The following is a 23,419-nucleotide window of genomic DNA, read 5'->3' on the forward strand; positions in this document are numbered from 1 at the left end:
CGGCAAGGACATGCGCATCAACCGCGAAGAAATCTTCGGCCCGGTGGCCAGCGTGATCCGCGTGAAGGACTACGAAGAAGCGCTGGCCACGGCCAACGACACCGAGTTCGGCCTGTCCGCCGGCATCGCCACCACCAGCCTGAAGCACGCCACGCACTTCAAGCGCCATAGCCAGGCCGGCATGGTGATGGTGAACCTGCCGACGGCGGGGGTGGACTACCACGTGCCGTTCGGCGGGCGCAAGGGGTCAAGCTACGGCCCGCGCGAGCAGGGCAAGTACGCGCAGGAGTTCTTCACGACGGTGAAGACGGCTTACACGCTGGCCTGAGCAGGGATCGGCCATGCACGGCGCGGCTGCTTCGGCGGCCGCGCCGTTTTGCGTTGGTGCATACGCTCAGGTGCGCGTGGCGGACCGGGGTGGTGCCACACGGCGGCGCCGGCGCAGCGCGTATTCCAACAGCTCGAACACTGCCTCGCTGAGCAGCGCGAGCCCCGCAGCCGGCACGGCGCCGGCCAGCAGCAGCTGCTTGTCGTTCAGCGCCAAGCCGGTGACGATGCGCTCGCCGAAGCCGCCAGCACCGATGAAAGCCGCGATGGTCGCGGTGCCAATCGCAATCGTCGTGGCCGTGCGCACGCCGGCGATCAAGGTCGGCAGGGCCAGCGGCAGTTGCACCAGCTGCAGGTTCTGCCCGGGCGTCATGCCCAGCGCCGTGCCGGCCTGCTTCAAGCCGTCCGATACATCGGCCAGGCCCGTGACGGCGTTGCGCATGATGGGCAGTAGCGCATACAGCGTCAGCGCGATCAGCGCCGGCAGCGTGCCGATGGCGCCTAGCGCCGAGATCAGCACCGCCAGCAGCGCCAGCGAGGGCACGGTCTGCAGCAGGCCGGCCGCGCCCAGCACCAGCGCGCGCAGCCGCAGGTGCGGGAACACCGCGATGGCCAGTGGCACGCCGATCAGCGTGGCGATGCAGACCGAGGCCACCACCAGCAGCAGGTGCTGGCGCGCCAGGCGCCACAGGTCGTCGCCCAGCAAGCGGGCCAGGAAGCCGGCGCCAGCATCCGGCGCGTTGGCGCCGCCAGCCAGGAAGTCGCGCGCGATGCGGTCGAAGGGCTGGCTCTGCAGCTCGGCGCGCGCATTCATCGCGATCATGGCGCGCTCGTCGATGCGGCCTTCGAGCTTTCGCAGCGCGGCCCAGGCCTGCGGCAGGCGCTGCGGCAGATCGGCGCGGTGCAGCACGATGGCGTCATAGCGCGGAAAGTAGGCCTTGTCGTCCAGCAACACGCGCAGGCCCAGGTGGTCGATCTTGGCGTCCGTCGTGTAGATGTCGATCACGTCGATCTGCCTGGCCGTGATGGCGTCATAGGCCAGGCCGTGGTCCAGCCCGGTCGGCTGCTGCGGCAGGCCGTAGTGGGCCGCGGCACCGCGCCAGCCGTCGGCACGGCCGATGAACTCGTTGGACAGGCCGAGCTTGAGCGCAGGGTGGCGCGCCAGGTCGCTCAGGGTGCGCACGCCCAGGCGGTCGGCGTCGGCCGCGCGCATGGCGAAGGCATAGCCATCGTTGAAGCCCAGCGGTATGGCGGCGGCCAGGCCCAGTGGCGCCAGCTGCGTGTTCATCTCCGGCAGTGTCAGCGGCTTGGGGCTGCGCAGGATCTCCAGCGCGATGGTGCCGGTGTATTCGGCGTACAGGTCGATGGCGCCCGAGCGCAGCGCCTCGTAGACGATGGCCGTGTTGCCCAGGCCCTGGCGCACGGTGGGCGCGCTCTGCAGTTGCGGCGCAGCCGTTTGCGCCAGGATTTCCGCGAGGATGTAGGACTCGGTGAAGCGCTTGGAGCCGACACGCAGCGCGCCTTCGTCGGCGGCGGCCGCTTGGCCGATCCACAGGCAGCAGCAGGCGAGCGCAGCCCACAGCAGGCGGCCGAATGGGGTGCAGGGGTGGGGTCGCATCGGCGGCAGTGTAGGGCGGGCGTTCTGCGCGAGCGCGTGCGCCCCGGCCCGCATACGGCACCGTCCTACACGCAAATGCGCGGTGCACAGATGCCGGGCGCGCCTGCGGCCTTGCACACGCGCGGCCGATGCGGGGGGACGATGGCGCCATGCCAGCCCGCGCGACGCGGCCGTGCACCAACAGGAACGCCGCATCCATGACCAAGACATCCGCAGGCCACAAGAGCAACAAGCGAGGGGACGACAAGAAGGGCGCCACGCCGGCAGCGAAACGCAAGCCCAAGACACGCCACGCGCCCAGCGTGGTGGGGGCTCACCACGGTGTCCTGGAGCTGGCGGATGTGCACATCGCCGGCTACAACCTGGAGGTCAGCGACGAGGACGGCTTCGTCGGTGACCGCGCCAGCCAGACGGCCTTTCGGCGCCTGCTGGACGACTGGCGCAAGCACTACCGCGACGAGGGCCTGGCCGATCCGCTGGGCGATGTGCCTTCCCGTCAGCTCAGCAAGAAGGTGCTCGACCAGGCGCTGCGCGGCAAGTCGACACCCGAAGCGGGCGACCTGGTGCGCTCGACCATGGAGGAGTTCGCCATCGGGCTGGTCGAAGTTATCCAGCGCTTCATGCGACAGAAGGCCTGGGACGGTGTGCAGCGCATCGTCATCGGCGGTGGCTTTCCCGAGAGCGACGTGGGCGAGTGCGCCATCCTGCAGACGGCGGCGCTGTGCCATGTGGCCGAAATCCCGGTCGAGCTGGCGCGCCTGCGCCACGAGGTGGATGACGGTGGGCTCATCGGCTGGGTGCACCTGGCGCCGCCGCACTTCGTCGAGCATGCGGACGCACTGCTGGCGCTGGACATCGGTGGTACCAACGTGCGCTGCGGCATCGTCGAATTTCGCGCGGACAAGGCGCCCGACCTGTCGCGCGCCCGCGTGGTGCGCCGCACCAAGTGGCGCCATGCCGATGACGAGCCCAGTCGCACGGCGCTGGTCGCCGGCCTGGTCTCCATGCTGAGCGAGGCCATCGCCTGGGCCGAGCGCAGGAAGATCCGCCTGGCGCCCTTCATCGGCATCGCCTGCCCGGGCCTGATCCGCGAGGACGGCACGATCGCGCGCGGCGCGCAGAACCTGCCTGGCAACTGGGCGGCCGACACCTTCCACCTGCCAACGGCGCTGCGCGAGCAGCTGCCGGTGATCGGCCGCGAGGCGACCCAGGTCATGGTGCACAACGACGCGGTGGTGCAGGGCCTGTCCGAGCTGCCGTTCATGCGCGATGTGAAGCGCTGGGCCGTGCTGACCATCGGCACCGGCCTGGGCAACGCCAGCTACATCAACCGGCCTGCGCGCCCGCCGTCGAACGGTTGACGAGAGGCCTGGCGCAGCGCCTCAGGGCCCGGCCGCGCCCGCTGGCGCCGTGGCCTGCCGCAGCATCTGCAGTGCGGTGTCGAAATCGTAGTTGCCGATGGCGGCGTCGAACGCGCCGAAGCTCTCGCCAAAGGCCGCCTGCAACGCAGGCCGATGGGCGGTCAGCAGTTCGGCGGCCTCGGCATCGTCGTCCTGCAGCATGCGCGTCAGTTGCTGCAGCACCGCCGGATCGAGCGGCTGCGCTGCGTCGGCTGCCCCTGCGCTGCCGGGGCCTGCGGCGCCCGCGCCTGGGGCAGGCAGCTGCTGCCGCAGCGCGTGGACGATGGCTTCAAGGCGGACGCGCGTCTCCGCAAGCCGCGTCGCCACGGCCGGCAATGCCAGGCGCTCGCGCAAGGCTTGTTCCAGTTGGTCGGCAGATTGCTGCAAGGCCGTGGCGCCGATGCTGCCCGCAACGCCCTTGAGTGTGTGCGCCACCCGCTCGGCGGTGGCGGCGTCGCCAGCCAGCAGGGCCTGCTCCACACGTTCGGGTGCATCGTGCTGGCCGGCCACGAACTTGGTTAACAACGCGGTGTAGAGCGCTGGCCGGTTCAAGGTGCGCCGCAGGCCGGCGGCCATGTCCAGCCCCTCGATGGGTTGCAAGGCTACGGCAGCCGGTTCGGGTTGTGGTGCTTCGACCGCCCGAACCGGTTCGGCCATGTCGGCCCGTGGCTTGACCCAGCGCCCCAGGGCTTGCCACAGCGCATCGGGCTCGATCGGCTTGGTGACGAAATCCTGCATGCCTGCCTGCACGCAGCGTTCGCGGTCGGCCGGCATGGCGTTGGCGGTCATCGCCAGGATCGGCATGGCGTCATGCCGAGGGTCGGTGCGCAGCGCGCGCGCGGCCGTGACGCCATCCATCACCGGCATCTGCATGTCCATCAGCACCACGTCGTAGGCCGGCGTGCGTTGGCTGTGCGAGAGCACCAGGTCCAGCGCGACCTGGCCGTTGTCTGCCAGGTCGACGTCGAAGCCGGCGCCCTGCAGCAGCTCGGCGGCCACCTGCTGGTTCAGGTCGTTGTCTTCCACCAGCAGCACGTGGGCGCCGCGCAGGCCGCGCAAGGCGTCCAGTGCAGCGCTGCGCCGGCGCTCCTTGGCGGGTGGCGGGGTGGGGGGCGCAGGTTCGGCCAGGGCGATCTGGCCGGCCCGCATCATGGTGTCGAACAGCACCGAGGCGCTCACCGGCTTGAGCACCAGGTGGTCGATGCCGGCCTCGTGCGCGCCGCGGATCACTTCTTCACGGCCGTATGCGGTGACGATCACCATGGTGGGCGGGCGCTCCAGCCCCAGCGCGCGGATGCCGGCAGCGGCCTGCAGTCCATCCATGCCGGGCATGCGCCAGTCCAGCATGACGAAATCGAAGGGCCGGCCGTCGGCCGCCGCATCGCGCGTGGCAAGGATGGCCGCGCGGCCGGACGGCACGGACTGCACGGTCAGCGACATCGCCTGCAGCATCTCGGTCAGCACCTGGGCGGCGTGTTCGTTGTCGTCGGCCACCAGCGCGCTGCGTCCCCGCAGGTCGACCATCGGCGGCGGCACCCGCGCCCGGCGCTCGCCCAGCCCGAGCAGCGCGGTGAACCAGAAGGTCGAGCCCTGGCCGGGCACGCTGTGCACACCCACCTCACCACCCATCAGTTCGGCCAGCTGCTTGCTGATGGCCAGGCCCAGGCCGGTGCCGCCGTATTGCCGCGTGATGGAGCTGTCGGCCTGCTCGAAACTGCGGAATAGCCGGCTCACCTGCTCCTCGCTCATGCCGATGCCGGTGTCGCGCACTTCGAAGTGCAGCAGCACCCGCGGCCCCGGATGCGGCGCGTCGTCGGCAGGTGAATGGAAGCCTATCACCCGCACTTTGATGCCGATCTCGCCCTGGGCCGTGAACTTGATGGCGTTGCCGACGTAGTTGATCAGGATCTGCCCCAGCCGCATCGGGTCGCCGATCAGCTGCTGGGGCACATCGGCCGCCACGTCGAACACCAGCTCGAGGTTGGACGCCGTGGCCTTGTCGGCGATGACGTCGGAGACGGTGGCCATCATGGCGTCCAGTTCGAACGGCGTGTGCTCGATGTCCAGCTTGCCGGCCTCGACCTTGGAGAAGTCCAGGATGTCGTTGAGGATGCCCAGCAGGTGCTGGCCCGACTGCTGGATCTTCTGCACGTAATCGCGCTGGCGCGGGCTCAGATCGGTGCGCAGCGCCAGGTGCGACATGCCGATGATGGCGTTCATCGGCGTGCGGATCTCATGGCTCATGTTGGCCAGGAAATCGCTTTTGGCCTGGTTGGCGGCGTCGGCTTCGTCGCGCGCGCGCACCAGCGCCGTGATGTCCACGTGCACGCCGGTCACGTGCGCGGCGCGGCCGTCGGCACTGCGCCGGATGCGCCCCACTGTCTGCGCCACACGCAGGTTGCCATCGGGCAACACGATGCGGAACTCATCGCGGTGCGTGTCGACCGTGGGGTCGCTCAGCGCCTGCAGAAAGGCGGTGGCGGCGCGCTCGCGGTCGTCCGGGTGCAGCAGCGCGTTCCACTCGGAAAACTGCTTGATCTGGGTGCCGGGCTCGACGCCGTAGATGCGCTCCAGTTGCGGTGTCCAGTAGTGCACGCCGGTCTCGAAGTCCAGGTCGAAGAGGCCAATGCCACCGGCATCCTGCGCCACCTGCAAGCGCTCGCTGGCGTGCCGCAGCGCCTCTTGCGTGTGCTTGAGGGTGCTGACGTCCACGGTCACGCCGACCAGGCCGGCAACCTGGCCGTCGCGCCGCTTGACCGCACTGGCCGAGTACAGCGTGGTGTGCATCTTCCCGTCGGCGAACCGCAGGGGCTGCTCGCGCGTGAAGGTGCCGCCACTGTCGAGCAGGGCGAGCTGCTCGTCCTGCAGGTGGTCCATCAACGGCGCGTCGGCGGCGCTGACTTCTGGCGCACTGCGCCCTAGGAGTATGCGCGGCAGAAGCTTTTGACCCGGGATCTGGGCGCGGTGCCCAGTTCTTGGCCGAGTTGCGGCAGCGCCAAAACGTCAGCGTCTCGTTGGAGCAGTCCTTTGAGGCATCAAACAGCGCATAGGGGCTCCCATGGGGGCCGATGCGTGCCCCCCCTTGGCCTCATCTGGCCCTCAAGCCACTCATGCGCCGCAGGTTCAGCGCCAGGCACACGAGCTTGAACTCGGCCTGGACCTTCTCCAGCCCACGCAGGCTGAACTGCCTGAACCCCAGCACGTTCTTGATCCACCCGTTGGGCGCCTCCACGATCCACTTCCTCTTGCGGTAGGCCGCCTGGCCCTCAGGAGTTTTCAGCTTGGCATCCATCTGTGCCGTGTGCGGGTACTGCTTGGCGTCGATCTGCAGCTCCTGCTTGCCTTCGCGCCCCAGCGCCACGATCAGCTCACTCGGGCTGTCCTTGAGTTGCTCGAACACCGCCTCCGAACGGAAGCCCGCATCGGCCAACACCTGCCGTGCGTCTTCGCCAAGGTTCGCTTTCACCGCCACCAGCAGCACCGGCAGACGGTCACTGTCCGATGCGTTGTTGCTCAGCTCGGCCGCCACCACGATCTGCGCCGTCTCGTCCACTGCGGTATGGGCGTTGTAGCCGTAGTCAAAGCCTCCGCCGGCGCGCTTCATGATCCGGCTGTGCGTGTCGGTGAAGCTCTCCTGGGCGCTGTCCTTGGGAATGCCGAAGTCGCGCTTGTAGCGCCCCCCTTTGGGCTTGCCGTTCTTGTCGCGCGGCTTGCGTTCGTCGTCCTTGCTGCGCCCGCCAGCCACGTCGGCCTCTTGCTGGCGCTGCTCCAGCCGCAGCTTGGCAGCCGTGATCGCCGCCAGCCGGTCTTCTCTGCGCTTGATCTCGCCGGGGATGTCCAGCTCGGGCTCGTTCTTCTCCAGGTCGTCGGCAGCCTTGGCGCGGTTGAGCAATCCGTCGATCTGCTCCTTCAGTTCGGCCTCGGCCTTGACCATGCGCTCGTAGCTCATGGCCTTGTGGCGGCTGGCGTTGGCCTTGAGCTTGGTGCCATCGACGGCCACCGTGCCCAGCTTGACCAGGCCGCATTCACGCGCCAGGCGCACCACCTGCACGAACAAGTCCGCCAACTCCTGCAGGTGCAGCGCACGGAAGTCCGACAGCGTGCGATGCGCGGGATAGTTCTCCGCGGCCAGCACGCGCAGGGCCACGTCTTCGTGCAGCTTGGTGGCCAGCTTGCGCGAACTGAAGGTGCCCGTGGCGTAGCCATAGATCAGCACCTTGACCATCATGGCCGGGTGGAAGGGTTGGTTGCGCGGGCCGCCCTTGGCATACCGGGCGTGAAATGCGCGCAGGTCCAGGCTGTCTACGCTGTCGCTGATGAAGTACGCCAGGTGCCCCTCGGGCAACCAGTCTTGCAGTGCGTCGGGCAGCAGGCGTTGTTGTTGGGGCTCGTAGGGGAGGTAGCTGGCGGGCATGCCTGAATTTATCAAGCCCGCCCTCCGGCGTCACGCTCTGCCGCGCAGACTCCTAGCACCTGCTCGGGTCGCAGACCGAATACCTGCGCGAACGCTGTGTTGATGCCGAGAAAGCGCGCCTGCCGGTCCTTGTAGAAAAGGGGCATCGGCACGGCATCGATGACCGACTGCAGAAAGGCCGTGTGCTCCTCGCCGATGCGCAGCGCTTGCTGGCGGTGGTGCACCATTTGCGAGAGCGCGCGGCTGACCAGCAGGATCAGCAGCAAGCCGAGCAGGGCGACGACGCTGGTGACCACCGCGTGCAGGCTGCGCATGCCGGCCACGCCGTCCAGGGGTGCCAGCGCGATGAGCTGGTAGTTGCCCACTTGCAGCGGCTCGCGCTGCACGAGGTGAGGCTGTTCGTCGATGATCCAGTGGTTCGCGTGCAGCGCCTGCGCGGGTTGCCGGGCGGCGAGCTGCGGGCCAGCCGGGTTGGGCGGCGCCGTCGGCGCGCCGGCAGCTGGCTGGCTGAGAACATCGGCACGCAGCTGCATGAGCCGCGCCTCGGACGAGGCCAGCACCAGGCCGCGGTCGTCGACGATGAACGCCGTGCGCGGGCCCGACAGCAGTTGGTTGACTGCGGCCGTGTCGTGGCGGATCACCACCGCACCGGTGGCCCCGTCTGCCCCCTCGACACGCGCAGAGGCGTGCACGCCGGGCTTGTCGCCCTCCCGTCCGACGTAGAAGCGCCGGCTCTCGCCGCCGACCAGCACCTCGTAGAAGTACTCGCGGTCACCGTAGCTGGCACCGAGCAGGCTTTGCGGCGCGTTCGGCGCGTCGCTGCTGGCGACCACGGTGCCCGAGCGGCTGACCAGGAAGACCTGGCTGTAACCCAGGTCGCGCGTCAAGCGCTGCAGCCGCTCCCCGGCGCTGGTGACGAGCGGCCGGCTGGACAGGACGGCGGCGCGCTCGGCGGGCGTCTGGGCCGCGTCGAGAGCAGTGTCGTCCACGGCCTGCCGCGCGATCTCGATGACATCCGCCTGGTTCGCCACCATGCTGGCCAGGCTGGCGAGCTCGACGAACATGCGGTTGATGACCCGGGCGGTTGCAGCGGCGTCTCGCGCGGCAACGGTGGCCGTGCTCTCGACATGGTCGGAGACCAGCCTTTGCGACGCGAGCGTGCCCACCAGCGCGGCCGCCGCGAGCCACAGCAGCACGGCGACCACCGTCCAGATCCGCAAACGCCGCAGGCCGCGTTGGCCGGCATCAAGGGGAGCGGTATCTGGCGGGGTGCCGGGCACGATGGGCATCCCTTATTCTGCATGGTGTGGCGATGCGCACGATGCGCACGATGCCCGCGATGTGCGGCGGGGCTGCGCGCACTGCCGTGTGTCGGGAACCAGCGGCGCGGCCCGATGCGGCTGGTCCGCAGCCGTGCGTGACGTGCGGCCGCGCTACCTCGCCGCGTCGCGACCGTGGCGAAAGTGATCGTGCATGTGGGCGCGGGCCGCTTCGGGGTCGCGGCGCTGCAAGGCGTCCATGATCAGCCGGTGCTCATGCAACGAGGCCGCAATGCGGCCGCTCTTGTGCAGCGAGGTGATGCGCACCAGCTGCATCAGCTTGCGCAGGTCTGCCACCATCTGGTCGCGGCGGCGGTTGTTCGAAATCGCCAGCAGCCGCGCGTGAAAGCGCACGTTGACCGCGAAAAAGGCGTCGCCGCTGTCCTGGGCAGCTTCGAGCTCGGCGTGCAGGGCGCGCAGTTCGGCCAGTTGTTCTGGTGTAGCGTTGCGCGCGGCATCGGCCGCGGCGTCAGCCTCCAGCAGGCCCAGCAGGTGGTAGACCTCGTTGAGGTCGGCTTCTGACACCTCGGTCACGTAGGCGCCGCGCCGCACCTTCATGGTGACCAGGCCCTCGGCGGCCAGCACCTTCAAGGCCTCGCGCAAAGGCGTGCGGCTGATGCCGTATTGCTCGGCCAGGCGCAACTCGTCGATCCAGCTGCCAGCGGCCAGTTCGCCGCTGCAGATGCGCTGACGCAGCGCCTCGGCCACGTCTTCGTAGAGCGCGCGCGGGGTCAGGGTGACAACGTTCATGCAGTCGTGCCGGATCGGATGGGAAGATGTCGAACGAAAAAACTTTGCATCAATAATTATGAATCATATAATCTTTGCGCTGTGTGTCCATCCGGTGACGCCTCGGTCGACGACGGCTGCCTAGCATCTCGGCGTCTTCTTCCGGTGGCTCCCGCCTGCCACCTCTGTGCCGCCCTTGATCTCTAAACGGTTGACGTCCATGCCTTCTGAATCGCCCTCGTTCGCCCCCGCTTCCCTGGAAGCCTGGGGCCGTGCTGCTGCCAAGTCGGCCCCTGGTGGCGATGTCGCCGCGTTGAACTGGCTGACACCCGACGGCATCGCCGTCAAACCGCTCTACACCGCTGCCGACCTGAAAGGCCTGCAGTACACCGACACCTTGCCCGGGTTCGAGCCCTACATCCGCGGCCCGCAGGCCACGATGTACGCGGTGCGGCCCTGGACGATTCGGCAATACGCGGGCTTCTCCACGGCGGAGGAATCCAACGCGTTCTACCGCAAGGCGCTGGCCGCCGGCGGGCAGGGCGTGAGCGTGGCGTTCGACCTGGCCACGCACCGGGGCTACGACAGCGACCACCCGCGTGTCACGGGCGATGTGGGCAAGGCCGGCGTGGCGATCGACTCGGTGGAGGACATGAAGATCCTGTTCGACCAGATCCCGCTGGACAAGGTCAGCGTCTCCATGACCATGAACGGCGCCGTGCTGCCCGTGCTGGCGGGCTACGTGGTGGCGGCGGAAGAGCAGGGCGTGAGCCAGGACCAATTGAGCGGAACCATCCAGAACGACATCCTGAAGGAGTTCATGGTCCGCAACACCTACATCTTCCCGCCCGAGCCGAGCATGCGGATCATCGGCGACATCATTGCGTACACCTCGCAGCACATGCCGAAGTTCAACTCGATCTCGATATCGGGTTACCACATGCAGGAGGCCGGTGCGAACCAGGCGCTGGAACTCGCCTTCACGCTTGCCGACGGCAAGGAATACGTGAAGACCGCGCTGGCCAAGGGCCTGAACGTGGACGACTTTGCCGGCCGTTTGAGCTTCTTCTGGGCCATCGGCATGAACTTCTATCTCGAAGTGGCCAAGATGCGTGCGGCGCGCCTGCTGTGGTGCCGCATCATGAAAGAGTTCGAGCCCAGGAACCCCAAGAGCCTGATGCTGCGCACGCACTGCCAGACCTCTGGCTGGAGCCTGACGGAGCAGGACCCGTACAACAACGTGGTGCGCACCACCATCGAAGCCATGGCGGCCGTGTTCGGCGGCACGCAGAGCCTGCACACCAACGCGCTGGACGAAGCCATCGCGCTGCCCACCGAGTTCAGCTCGCGCATCGCGCGCAACACGCAGCTCATCATCCAGGAAGAGACCCACATCACCAGCGTGATCGACCCCTGGGCCGGCAGCTACATGATGGAAAAGCTGACCCAGGACATGGCCGACAAGGCCTGGGAAATCATCGAAGAAGTCGAAGCCATGGGCGGCATGACGCGCGCCGTGGACTCGGGCTGGGCCAAGCTCAAGATCGAGGCCGCGGCGGCCGACAAACAGGCGCGCATCGATTCGGGCAAGGACGTGATCGTGGGCGTCAACAAGTACAAGCTCAAGACCGAGGACGCCATCGACAGCTTGTCGATTGACAACGTGAAGGTGCGCGACGGCCAGATCGCGCGGCTGAAGAGCATCCGCGAGAAGCGCGATGCGGCCCAGGTGCAGCTCACGCTGGATGCGTTGACGGCTGCGGCCGAGAGCAACACGGGCAACCTGTTGGCGCTGTCGATCGACGCGGTGCGCGCCCGCGCCACGGTCGGCGAGATCAGCGACGCGCTGGAGAAAATCTTCGGCCGCCACCGCGCCGACACGCAGAAAGTGACCGGTGTGTACGCCGCAGCCTACGACTCGGCCGAAGGCTGGGATGCGCTTAAAAAAGAGATCGACGACTTCGCCGAAGCGCAGGGCCGCCGCCCGCGCGTGATGATCTCCAAGCTGGGGCAGGACGGGCACGACCGTGGAGCCAAGGTGGTGGCAACGGCTTTCGCCGACCTGGGCTTCGACGTCGACATGGGGCCGCTGTTTCAGACGCCCGAGGAATGCGCGCGCCAGGCCATCGAGAACGACGTGCATGCGGTGGGCGTCTCCACGCTGGCGGCAGGCCATAAGACGCTGGTGCCCGCCATCATCGAAGAGCTGAAGAAGCAGGGCGCGGACGACATCATCGTGTTCGTGGGCGGCGTGATCCCGCGGCAGGATTACGAGATGCTGTACGAGGCGGGCGTGAAGGGCATCTATGGCCCGGGGACGCCGATTCCGGCCAGCGCGAAGGATGTGCTGGAACAGATTCGCAAGGCGACGGCGGGCGTGGTGTAATTCGGTAATACCGTATTTCACCAGGAGCTGACCATGGCCGTTTCTGTTCGGATGGACCCCTTGATGGAGAAGGAACTGGAGCTTGCCGCCAAGCGCAAGGGAATCACCAAGTCGCAGTTCATCATCGATGCGGTCGAGCGTGCGCTGGGGCGCAAGGATCCGTTGGCATTGCTGCACCAGGTCAAGGAAGAGTTTGCGCCCTACCGGGTGGAGCAGGCCGCACGAACCACCGCTGTCGGCGCCGAAGAAGCGTCTGATGCCAATGGCGGCGATCCAATGCGCGGGAGGTTGCGCGCGAAGTTGCGCGCGCAATACGCGGCGCACCAGGAAGACTACGCAGCCTATTTGGCGGCCAAGGCGGCGGGTCAGGAGCCACCCATCCCATGACGCCGGTGTTGCTGGATGCCGGTCCCTTGATCGCCCTGTTCGACGAGGGTGATCCTTTTCACCCGCACTACCGGACGCTGCTGGGTGATGCGAGCCGACCGCTGAACCTGTACACGACCTGGCCCTGCGTGGTCGAGGCCAGTCACATGCTGGGCGACGTGGAGCGGCTGGAAATGCTCAAGTGGGTGGGCTTGGGTGGCGCGCAGGTGTTTCCTTTCGATGCGCCCGCCGTCTTGGACATGGTGGGGTGGATGCTGCGCTATACCGAGACGCCACGCACACGGATGGACTTGGCCGATGCGTCGCTCTTTTGGCTTGCGCATGAAAGCGGCGTGACCACGATCTTGACTGTCGACGTCCGCGACTTCTCGCGCTACCGCCTGCCCGACGGGCGCGCCTTCGAGATCCTGTGAGCCGCATGCCCGTCGCCATTCCCTGGGCTGAGGCCCTGCTGCACGGCACCGGTAGCGTGCAGCGCCGCGCCATCGCCAAGGCCATCACGCTACTGGAGTCGACGCGCACCGACCATCGTGCGCAAGCCGACGCGCTGCTCACCACCTTGCTGCCGCACACGGGCCGCGCGTTCCGCCTCGGCGTCTCCGGCGTGCCCGGCGTGGGCAAGAGCACCTTCATCGAGGCGCTGGGCCTGTACCTGATCGGCCGGGGCCACCGCGTGGCCGTGCTGACCATCGACCCATCCTCCACCGTCTCGGGTGGCTCCATCCTGGGCGACAAGACGCGCATGGAGCACTTGTCGGTGCACGAGCGCGCCTACATCCGGCCCAGCCCATCGTCGGGCACTCTGGGTGGCGTGGCCGAGAAGACGCGCGAGGCCATGCTGGTCTGCGAAGCCGCAGGCTACGACATCGTCATCGTCGAGACCGTGGGCGTCGGCCAGAGCGAAACGGCGGTCGCCGCCATGACCGACATGTTCGTGCTGCTGCAACTGCCCAATGCCGGGGACGAACTGCAGGCCATCAAGAAGGGCGTGATGGAGATCGCCGATCTGGTCGTCATCAACAAGGCCGACATCGACCCCGACGCCGCCACGCGCGCACAGGCGCAGATCATCTCGTCGCTGCGGCTGCTGGGCATGCACGGCAGCGCCGGCCATGCGCAGCACGACGAAACGCTGTGGCACCCCAAGGCCATGCAGCTCAGCGCCTTGCGCAACGAGGGCGTGGACCGCTTCTGGGACAAGGTCGAGACCTTTCGCGCTTTGCAGACGGCCAATGGCCGGCTGCAGACGCGGCGCCAGAAGCAATCCCTGGCCTGGATGTGGGAACGCATCGAGACCGGGTTGAAGCAGGCCTTTCGCAGCCACCCGCACGTGCGCGAGCAGCTGCCGGCGATGGTGGCAGCCGTCACCGAAGGCCGCGTCGCCGCATCCACCGCCGCGCGCGCCCTGCTGGCCGCGCAGACGGCAGACACCGCCCCCATCTGAAGAACACCGAGCACTGGAGAGCAAGCACATGCAGGACATCCTGGAACAACTGGAACAGAAGCGCGCCCAAGCCCGCCTGGGCGGTGGCGAGAAGCGCATTGCCGCGCAGCACAAGAAGGGCAAGCTGACCGCGCGCGAGCGGCTCGAGCTATTGCTGGACGAAGGCACTTTTGAAGAGTGGGACATGTTCGTCGAGCACCGCTCGGTGGACTTCGGCATGGCCGAGCAGAAGATCCCCGGCGACGGCGTGGTCACCGGCTACGGCATGATCAACGGGCGCCTGGTGTTCGTGTTCAGCCAGGACTTCACCGTCTTCGGCGGCGCGCTGTCCGAGGCCCACGCCGAGAAGATCTGCAAGGTGATGGACCAGGCGATGAAGGTCGGCGCACCGGTGATTGGGCTCAACGATTCGGGCGGCGCTCGCATCCAGGAAGGCGTGGCGTCCCTGGGCGGCTATGCCGACGTGTTCCAGCGCAACGTGATGGCCTCGGGCGTGGTGCCGCAGATCAGCATGATCATGGGCCCCTGCGCCGGTGGTGCCGTTTACTCGCCGGCCATGACCGACTTCATCTTCATGGTGAAGGATTCGAGCTACATGTTCGTCACCGGCCCCGAGGTCGTGAAGACCGTGACGCACGAAGAAGTCACGGCCGAAGAGCTGGGCGGCGGCATCACGCACACCACGCGCAGCGGTGTGGCCGACCTGGCGTTCGAGAACGATGTCGAGGCGCTGATGATGCTGCGCCGGCTCTACAACTACCTGCCGCTGAACAACCGCGAGAAGCCGCCCGTGCGCATGTCTGGCGACCCGGCCGATCGCCAGGACATGAGCCTGGACACGCTGGTGCCCGAGAACGCGAACAAGCCCTACGACATGAAGGAGCTGATCACCAAGACGGTGGACGATGGCGACTTCTTCGAGATCCAGCCCGAGTACGCCAAGAACATCGTGGTGGGCTTTGCGCGCATGGAAGGCCAGACGGTCGGCATCGTCGCCAACCAGCCACTGGTGCTGGCCGGCTGCCTGGACATCAAGAGCTCGATCAAGGCGGCACGCTTCGTGCGCTTTTGCGATGCGTTCAACATCCCGGTGGTCACCTTCGTCGACGTGCCGGGCTTCATGCCGGGCACCAGCCAGGAGTACGGCGGCATCATCAAGCACGGCGCCAAGCTGCTGTACGCATATGCCGAGTGCACGGTGCCCAAGATCACGGTCATCACGCGCAAGGCCTACGGCGGCGCCTACGACGTGATGAGCTCCAAGCACCTGCGCGGCGACGTGAACTTTGCCTGGCCCAATGCCGAGATCGCGGTCATGGGCGCCAAAGGTGCGGTGGAGATCATCTTCCGCGAAGACAAGAGCGACCCCGTCAAACTGGCTGCGCGCGAGGCCGAGTACAAGGCCCGCTTTGCCAACCCGTTCGTGGCTGGCGCGCGCGGCTTCATCGACGACGTGATCCTGCCGCACGAGACGCGCCGGCGCATCTGCCGATCGCTGGTAATGCTGCGCGACAAGAAGCTGGAAAACCCGTGGCGCAAGCACGGAAACATCCCGCTGTGACCACCAACCCAATTGTTCTTGCTTGAACCATCAAACCAGTTTTAGAGGTTTAATTGTTCTTTTGGGAGCCATTGATTGCTGGAGCTTCAGTCCCCCGAAGCGATCTGCCGCATGCTGGGCGAGCGCATCCGTGCGCTGCGCCTGGCGCGCAATATTTCACAACAGGAACTGGCGCAGATGAGCGGCGTATCGCTGTCCACCGTGCGTCGGTTGGAAGCCAGCGGGCAGGGCAGTCTGCAGTTGGTGGTGCAGGCCGCGCAGGCCCTGCATGCCACGCAAGGGATGGAGCATCTCTTCGCAATGCCGGCGCGCAGCATCGCCGAGGCCGAGGCCGCCGTGCAGCTGACGACTCGCCAGCGCGCGCGCAAGCCGCGCCAGGCGCAGCGCTCGGGCGGGTGACGCAGATGGCCGGCATCACGCGACGTTCCCATCCGGCAGTCCACGCTGCGCAGCCTGCGGGCACGTGTCTGCGTGTCTGGCAAGGACTTTGATTCTTTCAAGAAGAGGTAAGCATGTTCAAGAAGATCCTGATCGCGAACCGTGGGGAGATCGCTTGCAGAGTGATCAAGACCGCCAAGAAGATGGGCATCCTGACGGTGGCCGTCTACTCCGACGCCGACCGCTACGCCCGCCACGTGGAGTTGGCCGACGAGGCCGTGCACATCGGCGCTGCGCCGTCGCGTGAGAGCTACCTGCTGGCCGACAAGATCATCGCCGCGTGCAAGCAGACCGGCGCCGAGGCCGTTCACCCGGGCTACGGCTTCCTGTCCGAGAACGAAGCCTTCTCCAAGCGTGTGGAGGAAGAAGGCATCACCTTCATCGGCCCCAAGCACTATTCGATCGCGGCCATGGGCGACAAGATCGCCTCCAAGAAGCTGGCGAACGAGGCCAAGGTCAACACCATCCCGGGCTGGAACGACGCGATCGCCTCGGCCGAGCGCGCGGTGCAGATCGCCAAGGACATCGGCTACCCGGTCATGATCAAGGCCAGCGCGGGCGGCGGTGGCAAGGGCCTGCGCGTGGCCTTCAACGACAGGGAGGCGCTGGACGGCTTCACCGCCTGCCAGAACGAGGCGCGCAACAGCTTTGGCGACGACCGCATCTTCATCGAGAAGTTCGTCGAGCAGCCGCGCCACATCGAGATCCAGGTGCTGGGCGACAGCCACGGCAACGTGATCTACCTGAACGAGCGTGAATGCTCGATCCAGCGCCGCCACCAGAAGGTCATCGAAGAGGCGCCGTCGCCCTTCATCAGTGACGCCACACGCAAGGCCATGGGCGAACAGGCTGTGGCGCTGGCCAAGGCCGTGCGGTACCAGAGCGCGGGCACGGTCGAGTTCGTGGTCGGCAAGAACCAGGACTTTTATTTCCTGGAGATGAACACGCGGCTGCAGGTGGAGCACCCCGTGACCGAGTGCATCACCGGCGTGGACCTGGTGGAGCTGATGATCCGCGTGGCGGCCGGCGAGAAGCTGCCGCTCACGCAGGCCGATGTGAAGCGCGATGGCTGGGCCATCGAATGCCGCATCAATGCCGAAGACCCGTTCCGCAACTTCCTGCCATCCACCGGCCGGCTGGTGCGCTTCGCGCCGCCGCAGGAGACCATGTTCGCCGCCGACACCGAGCACCTGCAAGGCGTGCGCGTGGACACCGGCGTGCAGGACGGCGGAGAGATCCCCATGTTCTACGACTCGATGATCGCCAAGCTCATCGTGCACGGGAGGGACCGCAATGAAGCCATCGCCAAGATGCGCGAGGCGCTGAACGGTTTCATCATTCGCGGCATCAGCAGCAACATTCCGTTCCAGGCGGCGCTGCTGGCGCACCCGAAGTTCGTGGCGGGTGACTTCAACACGGGCTTCATTGCCGAGCAGTACGCCAAGGGCTTCCATGCCGAAGACGTGCCGCACGACGATCGCGATTTTCTGGTGGCGCTGGCGGCATTCGCGCACCGCCGCTACCGGGGCCGCGCCAGTGGCATCACGGGCCAGATGGCGGGACACGGCATCAAGGTCGGTGAAGAGTTCGTCGTCGTCGCGCTGGGTGCCGATGGCCACCACCAGTCCACGCCTGTGCGCGTGAGCGGCTTCGATGAGGAAACGCGCGCCAGCACCGTGCAGGTCGGCGCGCGCACGTACCAGCTGTCCAGCGATGCGCGCCTGGGCGCAGTGCGGCTGACCGGCACCAGCAATGGCGAGCCTTTCAGCGCGCAGGTGGAGCGCGGCGCGCAGAAGAACCCGCTGGCCATCCGCGTGTCGCACAACGGCACGCAGCTCGACGCCCTGGTGCTGTCGCCACGCGCGGCCGAGCTGTTCACGCTGATGCCCTACAAGGCGCCGCCGGACATGAGCCGCTATGTGCTCTCGCCCATGCCGGGCCTGCTGGTCGACGTGGCGGTGCAGGTCGGCCAGAAGGTGCAGGCCGGCGAACGCGTGGCCGTCATCGAGGCCATGAAGATGGAAAACGTGCTGTTCGCCGCGGCCGACGGCGTGGTCGGCAAGGTGCTGGCCGCCAAGGGCGAGAGCCTGACGGTGGACCAGCCCATCGTCGAATTCGTCTGAGGTCGGGCGCGTGAGCCTGCTTCGCCGTGACGTGCTGGCGCTCGGCGCGGCCGCCGCGCTGCCGCTGGCGCCAGCATGGGCGCAGCAGAGCGCGCCCGCGCCCTTGCGCCGCATCGGCTTTGCATCGTGCATCCACCAGGAGCGGCCGCAGGACGTGGTGGACCATCTGGCTGGCCAGCGCTTCGACCTGTTCTTGTTCGGCGGCGACAACGTGTATTGCGACGCCCCGTACACCCGCGACAAACTGCACGCGGCCTACCAGAAGGCGGCGGCCCAGCCGGGCTATGCGGCCCTGCGTCGCAACACTGCCCACCTGGCCGTCTGGGACGACAACGACTACAGCCCGCGCGATACCGGCGCGGACTTCCCGTTCAAGCATGATTCCAAGGAAGAGTTTCTGGCGTTCTGGCAACTGCCGCAGGACGACCCGCGCCGCAGCCGGCCCGGCCTGTACCACGCGCAGACGTTCGGCCCGCCGGGACAGCGGGTGCAGGTGATCCTGCTGGACACACGCTGGTACCGCTCGCGCATCGAGCGCGCGGCGCGGGTGCAGCGTCTGCTGGGCGATGGCGGCTATGTGCCCGACCCCGATCCGGCCAAAACCATGTTGGGCGATGTGCAGTGGGACTGGCTGGAGGAGCAGCTGCACCAGCCGGCCGAGCTGCGCCTGATCGTCTCCAGCGTGCAGGTGCTGGCCGAGGGCCATCGCTGGGAGTCCTGGGCCAACCTGCCCACCGAACGCGAGCGCCTGCTGCGCCTGATCGGCACGACGCGTGCCAACGGTGTCGTGCTGCTGTCCGGCGACCGCCATTTCGCCGCGCTGTACCGGCGCCGGGAGGGCGCGCCCTATGCGCTGACCGAGCTCACGGCCAGCGGCGTCACACACAGCTGGGCCGAACCGACGGACCAGCCCGGCAACCGCATCGGCGAGCCCTTCACCGGAATGAACTACGGCCTGCTCACCATCGACTGGGGCGCACGCAGCGTGCGCCTGGCCGCGCACGACGGCCAGGGCGCGGAGCGCCTGGGCCAGACCCTGTTCTTCGACCAACTCAAGGCTTCCACATGAACCGTCCCTTCCAGGTATTGGGTATCCAGCAGATCGCCATCGGCGGGCCGGACAAGACCCGGCTGCGCACGCTCTGGGTGGACATGCTGGGCCTCTCGGTCACGGGCAACTTTCGCAGCGAGCGCGAGAACGTGGACGAAGACATCTGCGCCATCGGCGCCGGCCCGCACAAGGTCGAGGTCGACCTGATGCAGCCGCTCGACCCGGACAAGAAGCCTGCGGTGCACACCACGCCGCTGAACCACGTGGGCCTGTGGATCGACGATCTGCCGCGTGCCGTGGAGTGGCTGACGGCCCAGGGCGTGCGCTTTGCGCCGGGCGGCATCCGTCAGGGCGCAGCGGGCTACGACATCTGCTTCCTGCATCCCAAAGCCAACGAGGCGTTTCCCATTGCAGGCGAGGGCGTGTTGATCGAACTGGTGCAGGCACCGCCCGAGGTGGTGGCGGCGCTGGCGCTGGGCGCTGCGGTCTGATCAGGCAGCCACGGCGGCGCGCAGCAGCGTCGCCGCGCGGCTGAAGTCATAGGCATGGATCGCCGAGGCAATGTCGGCGCGCGCCTCGCCCAGCACAGAGTGCAACACAGCGTCGGACCGCTTGAACAGGTCGATCGCCTCGGCATCGTCCTGGGCGAGCAGGCTTTCCAGCCGCGCGAGCAGGTCGCGCACGGTCTGTCTGTCTTCGACCAACGGGGCTTCGGTGACCCGTGCGGGCGGCGCCAGCACCGGACGCAGTGCCTGCAGCAGGGCGTCGCACGTGTCTTCACAGGCCTGTAGCAGGGCTTGCTCGTGCGCAGCGTCTTCCTGCGGCGCTTCCAACGCCGTTTCCACCTCCTGCGCGCAGTGGGCCACGGCGTCTGCGCCAATGGTGGCGGCCGTGCCCCGCAGCGTGTGCATCAGCCGGCGCGCTTCGGTGCGCTGGCCGGCCGCCAGCGCGGCGCGGGTGGCCCGCACGGCACTGCCCTGGCCATCGACGAACCGCTGCAGCAGGCCCTCGTAGGTCGTGCGCTTGTGCAGTACCCGGCGCAGACCGCTGGCGGCATCCAGGCCGGGCACTGCTGCCAGTGGATCGTCCAGCTGCAACTGCACGACGGGCACCGGCGTCACGACGGCCGACGCCGGGCTGCGCGGGGCCAGCCACAGCAGCATCTGGCCGAACAGTTCGGCCGGGTCGATGGGCTTGGCAATGTGGCTGTTCATGCCGGCGTCCAGACAGCGCTCGCGGTCCCTGGCCATGGCGTTGGCGGTCATCGCCAGCACTGGCAGCCTGCCCCACCGCGCTTCGCGGCGAATGGCGCGCGTGGCGTCCAGGCCGTCCATGACGGGCATCTGCATGTCCATCAGCACCAGGTCGTAGGCCTGGGCGTTCAGGCGGTCCAACGCGATGCGGCCGTCTTCGGCGGTGTCCACGATCACGCCGACGGCCTCCAGCAGTTCGGTGCCCACCTGGCGGTTGAGGTCGTTGTCGTCCACCAGCAGCACGCGTGCGCCGCGCAGGCGCGCGAGCTCGCCGTCGTCCGTCAACCGTGCGTGGACCGGCGTCTCGCGGGCGGGCAGATCGGTGGACAGCGCGCGCATGGCGGTGTCGAACAGCATCGAGGGGTTCACCGGCTTGAGCAACAGCAGCTCCACGCCGGCGCTCTGTGCGGCCACGACCAGTTCGTTGCGTCCGGGTGCCGCCACGATCACCGGCTTGGGCGGATCGGCCAGGGCGCCCAGGGCAACTGCGGTGGCCACGCCATCCATGCCGGGCATCTGCCAGTCCACGAAGGCGATGTCGAATGCCTGGCCGGCGGTGGCGGCCCCGCGGGCCAGTGCCACGGCGCTCTCGCCGCTGTCGGCTTCGGTCACCACGAAGCTCATGCGGCGCAGCATCTCGCACAGCACCGCGCGCGCTGCGGCGTTGTCGTCCACGACCAGCATGCGCCGACCGCGCAGATCGGGTGTCGGCACCAGCGACAGTGGGGCGTGCAGGCGAACACCCACGCGCGCGGTGAACCAGAACACGCTGCCCTGGCCTGGCGCGCTGCTCACGCCGACTTCGCCGCCCATCAGCTCGGCCAGGCGTTTGGAGATGGCCAGCCCCAGCCCGGTGCCCCCGTGCTTGCGTGTGGTCGAAGGGTCGGCCTGGTGGAACGACTGGAACAGCCGCTTGAGCTGCGCCTCGGTCATGCCGACGCCGGAGTCCCGCACTTCGATGCGCAGCAGCACCGAGCTGGCGTCGATGGGCGTGTGCCGTACGCGCACCACGACCTCGCCCTGCTCGGTGAACTTGACGGCGTTGCTGGCGTAGTTGATGAGGATCTGCCCCAGGCGCAGCGGGTCGCCGCGCAAGGCCGCCGGCAGTGTCGCGGGGCCAGGGTCGAAGACCAGCTCCAGACCTTTGGCGGCAGCCTTCTCGCCGATCAGGTCGGCGACACTGTCCAGCACCGTCTGCAGGTCGAAATCAACGGTCTCCACTTCCAGCTTGCCGGCCTCGATCTTGCTGAAGTCCAGGATGTCGTTGATCAGCGCCAGCAGGTGCTGGCCTGAGCGCTGGATCTTGCGCGCGTAGTCGCGCTGGCGCGTGGTCAGCTCGGTGCTGAGCATCAGATGGCTCATGCCGATGACGGCGTTCATCGGCGTGCGGATTTCGTGGCTCATGTTGGCCAGAAAATCCGATTTCATCTGCGAGGCCGCTTCTGCGCGTGTCTGTGCGGCGCGCAGCTCGGCCTCCTGTGCGAGCAGCGTCGCGTTGACGGTCGCCAGTTCGGCGGTGCGTGCCTCGACCCGTGCCTCCAGCGCTTCTTCGCTGCGTTTGAGCGATGCCAGCAGGCTGGACTGTGTCTGCAGGGCCTGCGCGTTGGCCCGCGTGCGCTGGGTGAACTGGCGACCCATCGCGACGGCCAGCAGCAGCGTCAGCAAGGCCTGAAACACCGTGAGGCCGACCGCCTGCACCGTCTGGCGCCGAATCTCGGAGTTGCGGTGGTCGGCCAATTTGGACGAGGCGCGCGCGGCTGCCAACGACAGCTCGCGCACGGTGTGACGCAGCGACCGGAACTGATCCTGCAGTGCGAGCAGGCTTGCACTGCCGACGTCGGGTGGCGTGGCGGCCAGCAGCTGGACGTCGCCTGCTGTCACGAATGCATGCAGCTCCTGCAGGGAAGTGGTGTAACTGGGGTCGGCCTGCATCAGGTTGCGCGATGTACCGGACTCGGCATCGCGGATGCGGCTCACAAACAAGTCATAGCGCAGCTGCAGCTGGGCGTGGGGAGTGTCCGGCAAGCGCAACAGGTAGGCGTTCAGCGCACTGTCCAGGCGCTCATACTCCACGTTGAGTTGCACGAATGCCCACAGCGCACTGAAGTCGCCGCGTCGGCTGACCTCGGAGAGATCGCGGTACTGGCGGTATTGGACGACGCCGATGGCAAGGTAGACCAGCGCCAGGCTGGCGATCAGCAGGCGCAACAGGTGCTTGCTGCGGGGCGTACGAATGGCCGGACTCCTAGTGCACCTGCATCTGGATCAGCTGCCAGGCGGCGCGGCCGTAGTACAGCTCGGTCCTCAGCTCGGCGTTGGAGTCGAATGGGTAGACGATGCACAGCGGGCCCTTGTCACGCACCGTCATGGGCTTGCCGTTCATCAGGCGTGCGGCGATCACGTCGTGCTTCGACACGTCGGCGAACGGGATTTCCGTGCGGTAGTCGTTCAGCGCGATGGCCAAGATCGTGGTGCCGCTGGCACCGGCGGCGGCCAGCACGTCGCGCAGCAGGGGGCCGGTCACGCGCACCGGCTCGCTGAACCATGGCAGGCGCGTCGTGAAGGTGTGCTGCGGCAGGTGTTCGAGCATCGCCATGTCAAAGACTGCACGCGCCCCCACGTTCGGTTTGGAGACCTTGCCGCTGACCGTCAGCACCACCTCGCCCGAGGGCACCGTCTGTGCCGCGGCAAGACCGAAGGCCAGGCACAACAGCACAACGAGCGAGCGCCGTGCAGACAAGGGGTTGGACATCGGTTTCTCCCGCGCTGGACAAGTCTGTCTACCACTCGGTGGACAAATTTCCGCAACTTTGTGGACTATATCGACTCGACGCGTCCTGTGGGAGCCCGCATCCCCTAGTGCGTGTGAGGCGCTAGCGCGGATGCGGGATTCACCGTAGCGGGCACCGCGCAGGCCCGCATAGACTGGTCTGACCAGTAGGCCACATCAACAGACCCTTGGCTGCTGG

The 23,419-nt window shown here is 67.5% G+C and carries 18 protein-coding genes; 11 read left to right on the top strand and 7 right to left on the bottom strand.

What is annotated here, in order from left to right:
- The coding region (locus AC099J_RS29345) for an aldehyde dehydrogenase family protein (protein WP_479618857.1) at positions 1-328 on the top strand (328 nt) is incomplete at its 5' end.
- 66 nt (positions 329-394) lie between these two features.
- Here AC099J_RS29345 and AC099J_RS29350 read toward each other — a convergent pair.
- On the bottom strand, positions 395-1,945 hold the full coding sequence (locus tag AC099J_RS29350) for a glycine betaine ABC transporter substrate-binding protein (protein WP_479618858.1): 1,551 nt from the start codon (positions 1,943-1,945) through the stop codon (positions 395-397).
- 197 nt (positions 1,946-2,142) lie between these two features.
- Between AC099J_RS29350 and AC099J_RS29355 the strand changes: the two genes are divergently transcribed.
- Positions 2,143-3,306 (top strand): ROK family protein, encoded by a 1,164-nt coding sequence (locus AC099J_RS29355; protein WP_479618859.1) that lies wholly within the window; start codon positions 2,143-2,145, stop codon positions 3,304-3,306.
- Between the two features lie 21 nt (positions 3,307-3,327).
- On the opposite strand, the gene AC099J_RS29360 is transcribed toward AC099J_RS29355, so the two are convergent.
- From AC099J_RS29360 to AC099J_RS29375, 4 genes are all read right to left on the bottom strand, one after another.
- Positions 3,328-6,222 (bottom strand): response regulator, encoded by a 2,895-nt coding sequence (locus tag AC099J_RS29360; RefSeq protein WP_479618860.1) that lies wholly within the window; start codon positions 6,220-6,222, stop codon positions 3,328-3,330.
- A 211-nt stretch (positions 6,223-6,433) separates the two neighbouring features.
- Complete coding sequence (locus AC099J_RS29365) at positions 6,434-7,759, bottom strand: IS1182 family transposase (protein WP_479618861.1); 1,326 nt, start codon at positions 7,757-7,759, stop codon at positions 6,434-6,436.
- A gap of 11 nt (positions 7,760-7,770) precedes the next feature.
- Positions 7,771-9,048: a cache domain-containing protein gene (locus AC099J_RS29370; RefSeq protein ID WP_479618862.1), complete on the bottom strand. Its 1,278-nt coding sequence runs from the start codon at positions 9,046-9,048 to the stop codon at positions 7,771-7,773.
- A gap of 144 nt (positions 9,049-9,192) precedes the next feature.
- On the bottom strand, positions 9,193-9,828 hold the full coding sequence (locus AC099J_RS29375; protein WP_479618863.1) for a GntR family transcriptional regulator: 636 nt from the start codon (positions 9,826-9,828) through the stop codon (positions 9,193-9,195).
- Positions 9,829-10,027: 199 nt separating this feature from the next.
- Here AC099J_RS29375 and scpA point away from each other — a divergent pair, with 199 nt between their 5' ends.
- The 9 genes from scpA to AC099J_RS29420 all read left to right on the top strand — a co-directional run bounded on the left by scpA (position 10,028) and on the right by AC099J_RS29420 (position 19,688).
- Entirely contained in the window at positions 10,028-12,193 is a 2,166-nt protein-coding gene (gene scpA / locus AC099J_RS29380) for a methylmalonyl-CoA mutase (RefSeq protein ID WP_479618864.1), read from the top strand.
- A 33-nt stretch (positions 12,194-12,226) separates the two neighbouring features.
- Positions 12,227-12,580, top strand: a complete 354-nt coding sequence (locus AC099J_RS29385) for a hypothetical protein (protein ID WP_479618865.1) — start codon at positions 12,227-12,229, stop codon at positions 12,578-12,580.
- Positions 12,577-12,993 (top strand): type II toxin-antitoxin system VapC family toxin, encoded by a 417-nt coding sequence (locus AC099J_RS29390; protein ID WP_479618866.1) that lies wholly within the window; start codon positions 12,577-12,579, stop codon positions 12,991-12,993. Before AC099J_RS29385 ends, AC099J_RS29390 begins: the two co-directional genes overlap by 4 nt.
- 5 nt (positions 12,994-12,998) lie before the next feature.
- Positions 12,999-14,024 carry a methylmalonyl Co-A mutase-associated GTPase MeaB gene (gene meaB, locus AC099J_RS29395; RefSeq protein WP_479618935.1) on the top strand — a complete coding sequence of 342 codons (1,026 nt, stop codon included), beginning with the start codon at positions 12,999-13,001 and terminating at the stop codon, positions 14,022-14,024.
- 28 nt (positions 14,025-14,052) lie between these two features.
- A complete protein-coding gene (locus AC099J_RS29400) occupies positions 14,053-15,585 on the top strand; it encodes an acyl-CoA carboxylase subunit beta (protein WP_479618867.1) in 1,533 nt (510 codons plus the stop codon).
- 75 nt (positions 15,586-15,660) lie between these two features.
- A complete protein-coding gene (locus AC099J_RS29405; RefSeq protein WP_479618868.1) occupies positions 15,661-15,984 on the top strand; it encodes a helix-turn-helix transcriptional regulator in 324 nt (107 codons plus the stop codon).
- A 113-nt stretch (positions 15,985-16,097) separates the two neighbouring features.
- On the top strand, positions 16,098-18,146 hold the full coding sequence (locus AC099J_RS29410; RefSeq protein WP_479618869.1) for an acetyl-CoA carboxylase biotin carboxylase subunit: 2,049 nt from the start codon (positions 16,098-16,100) through the stop codon (positions 18,144-18,146).
- Positions 18,147-18,156: 10 nt separating this feature from the next.
- Positions 18,157-19,215: an alkaline phosphatase D family protein gene (locus AC099J_RS29415; protein WP_479618870.1), complete on the top strand. Its 1,059-nt coding sequence runs from the start codon at positions 18,157-18,159 to the stop codon at positions 19,213-19,215.
- Positions 19,212-19,688, top strand: a complete 477-nt coding sequence (locus AC099J_RS29420) for a VOC family protein (protein ID WP_479618871.1) — start codon at positions 19,212-19,214, stop codon at positions 19,686-19,688. The genes AC099J_RS29415 and AC099J_RS29420 overlap by 4 nt, the downstream gene beginning before the upstream one ends.
- On the opposite strand, the gene AC099J_RS29425 is transcribed toward AC099J_RS29420, so the two are convergent.
- Both AC099J_RS29425 and AC099J_RS29430 read right to left on the bottom strand, forming a co-directional pair.
- Positions 19,689-22,658 (bottom strand): hybrid sensor histidine kinase/response regulator, encoded by a 2,970-nt coding sequence (locus tag AC099J_RS29425; protein ID WP_479618872.1) that lies wholly within the window; start codon positions 22,656-22,658, stop codon positions 19,689-19,691.
- A 37-nt stretch (positions 22,659-22,695) separates the two neighbouring features.
- A complete protein-coding gene (locus AC099J_RS29430) occupies positions 22,696-23,202 on the bottom strand; it encodes a putative pterin-binding protein (protein ID WP_479618873.1) in 507 nt (168 codons plus the stop codon).
- Positions 23,203-23,419 lie beyond the last annotated feature (217 nt).

Source organism: Rhodoferax sp. RT4P68, from assembly GCF_056521305.1.

Coding starts and splice junctions, on each gene's coding strand:
- AC099J_RS29350 (WP_479618858.1), bottom strand. CDS start 1,945: ATGCGACCCCACCCCTGCACCCCATTCGGCCGCCTGCTGTGGGCTGCG.
- AC099J_RS29355 (WP_479618859.1), top strand. CDS start 2,143: ATGACCAAGACATCCGCAGGCCACAAGAGCAACAAGCGAGGGGACGAC.
- AC099J_RS29360 (WP_479618860.1), bottom strand. CDS start 6,222: ATGGACCACCTGCAGGACGAGCAGCTCGCCCTGCTCGACAGTGGCGGC.
- AC099J_RS29365 (WP_479618861.1), bottom strand. CDS start 7,759: ATGCCCGCCAGCTACCTCCCCTACGAGCCCCAACAACAACGCCTGCTG.
- AC099J_RS29370 (WP_479618862.1), bottom strand. CDS start 9,048: ATGCCCATCGTGCCCGGCACCCCGCCAGATACCGCTCCCCTTGATGCC.
- AC099J_RS29375 (WP_479618863.1), bottom strand. CDS start 9,828: ATGAACGTTGTCACCCTGACCCCGCGCGCGCTCTACGAAGACGTGGCC.
- scpA (WP_479618864.1), top strand. CDS start 10,028: ATGCCTTCTGAATCGCCCTCGTTCGCCCCCGCTTCCCTGGAAGCCTGG.
- AC099J_RS29385 (WP_479618865.1), top strand. CDS start 12,227: ATGGCCGTTTCTGTTCGGATGGACCCCTTGATGGAGAAGGAACTGGAG.
- AC099J_RS29390 (WP_479618866.1), top strand. CDS start 12,577: ATGACGCCGGTGTTGCTGGATGCCGGTCCCTTGATCGCCCTGTTCGAC.
- meaB (WP_479618935.1), top strand. CDS start 12,999: ATGCCCGTCGCCATTCCCTGGGCTGAGGCCCTGCTGCACGGCACCGGT.
- AC099J_RS29400 (WP_479618867.1), top strand. CDS start 14,053: ATGCAGGACATCCTGGAACAACTGGAACAGAAGCGCGCCCAAGCCCGC.
- AC099J_RS29410 (WP_479618869.1), top strand. CDS start 16,098: ATGTTCAAGAAGATCCTGATCGCGAACCGTGGGGAGATCGCTTGCAGA.
- AC099J_RS29420 (WP_479618871.1), top strand. CDS start 19,212: ATGAACCGTCCCTTCCAGGTATTGGGTATCCAGCAGATCGCCATCGGC.
- AC099J_RS29430 (WP_479618873.1), bottom strand. CDS start 23,202: ATGTCCAACCCCTTGTCTGCACGGCGCTCGCTCGTTGTGCTGTTGTGC.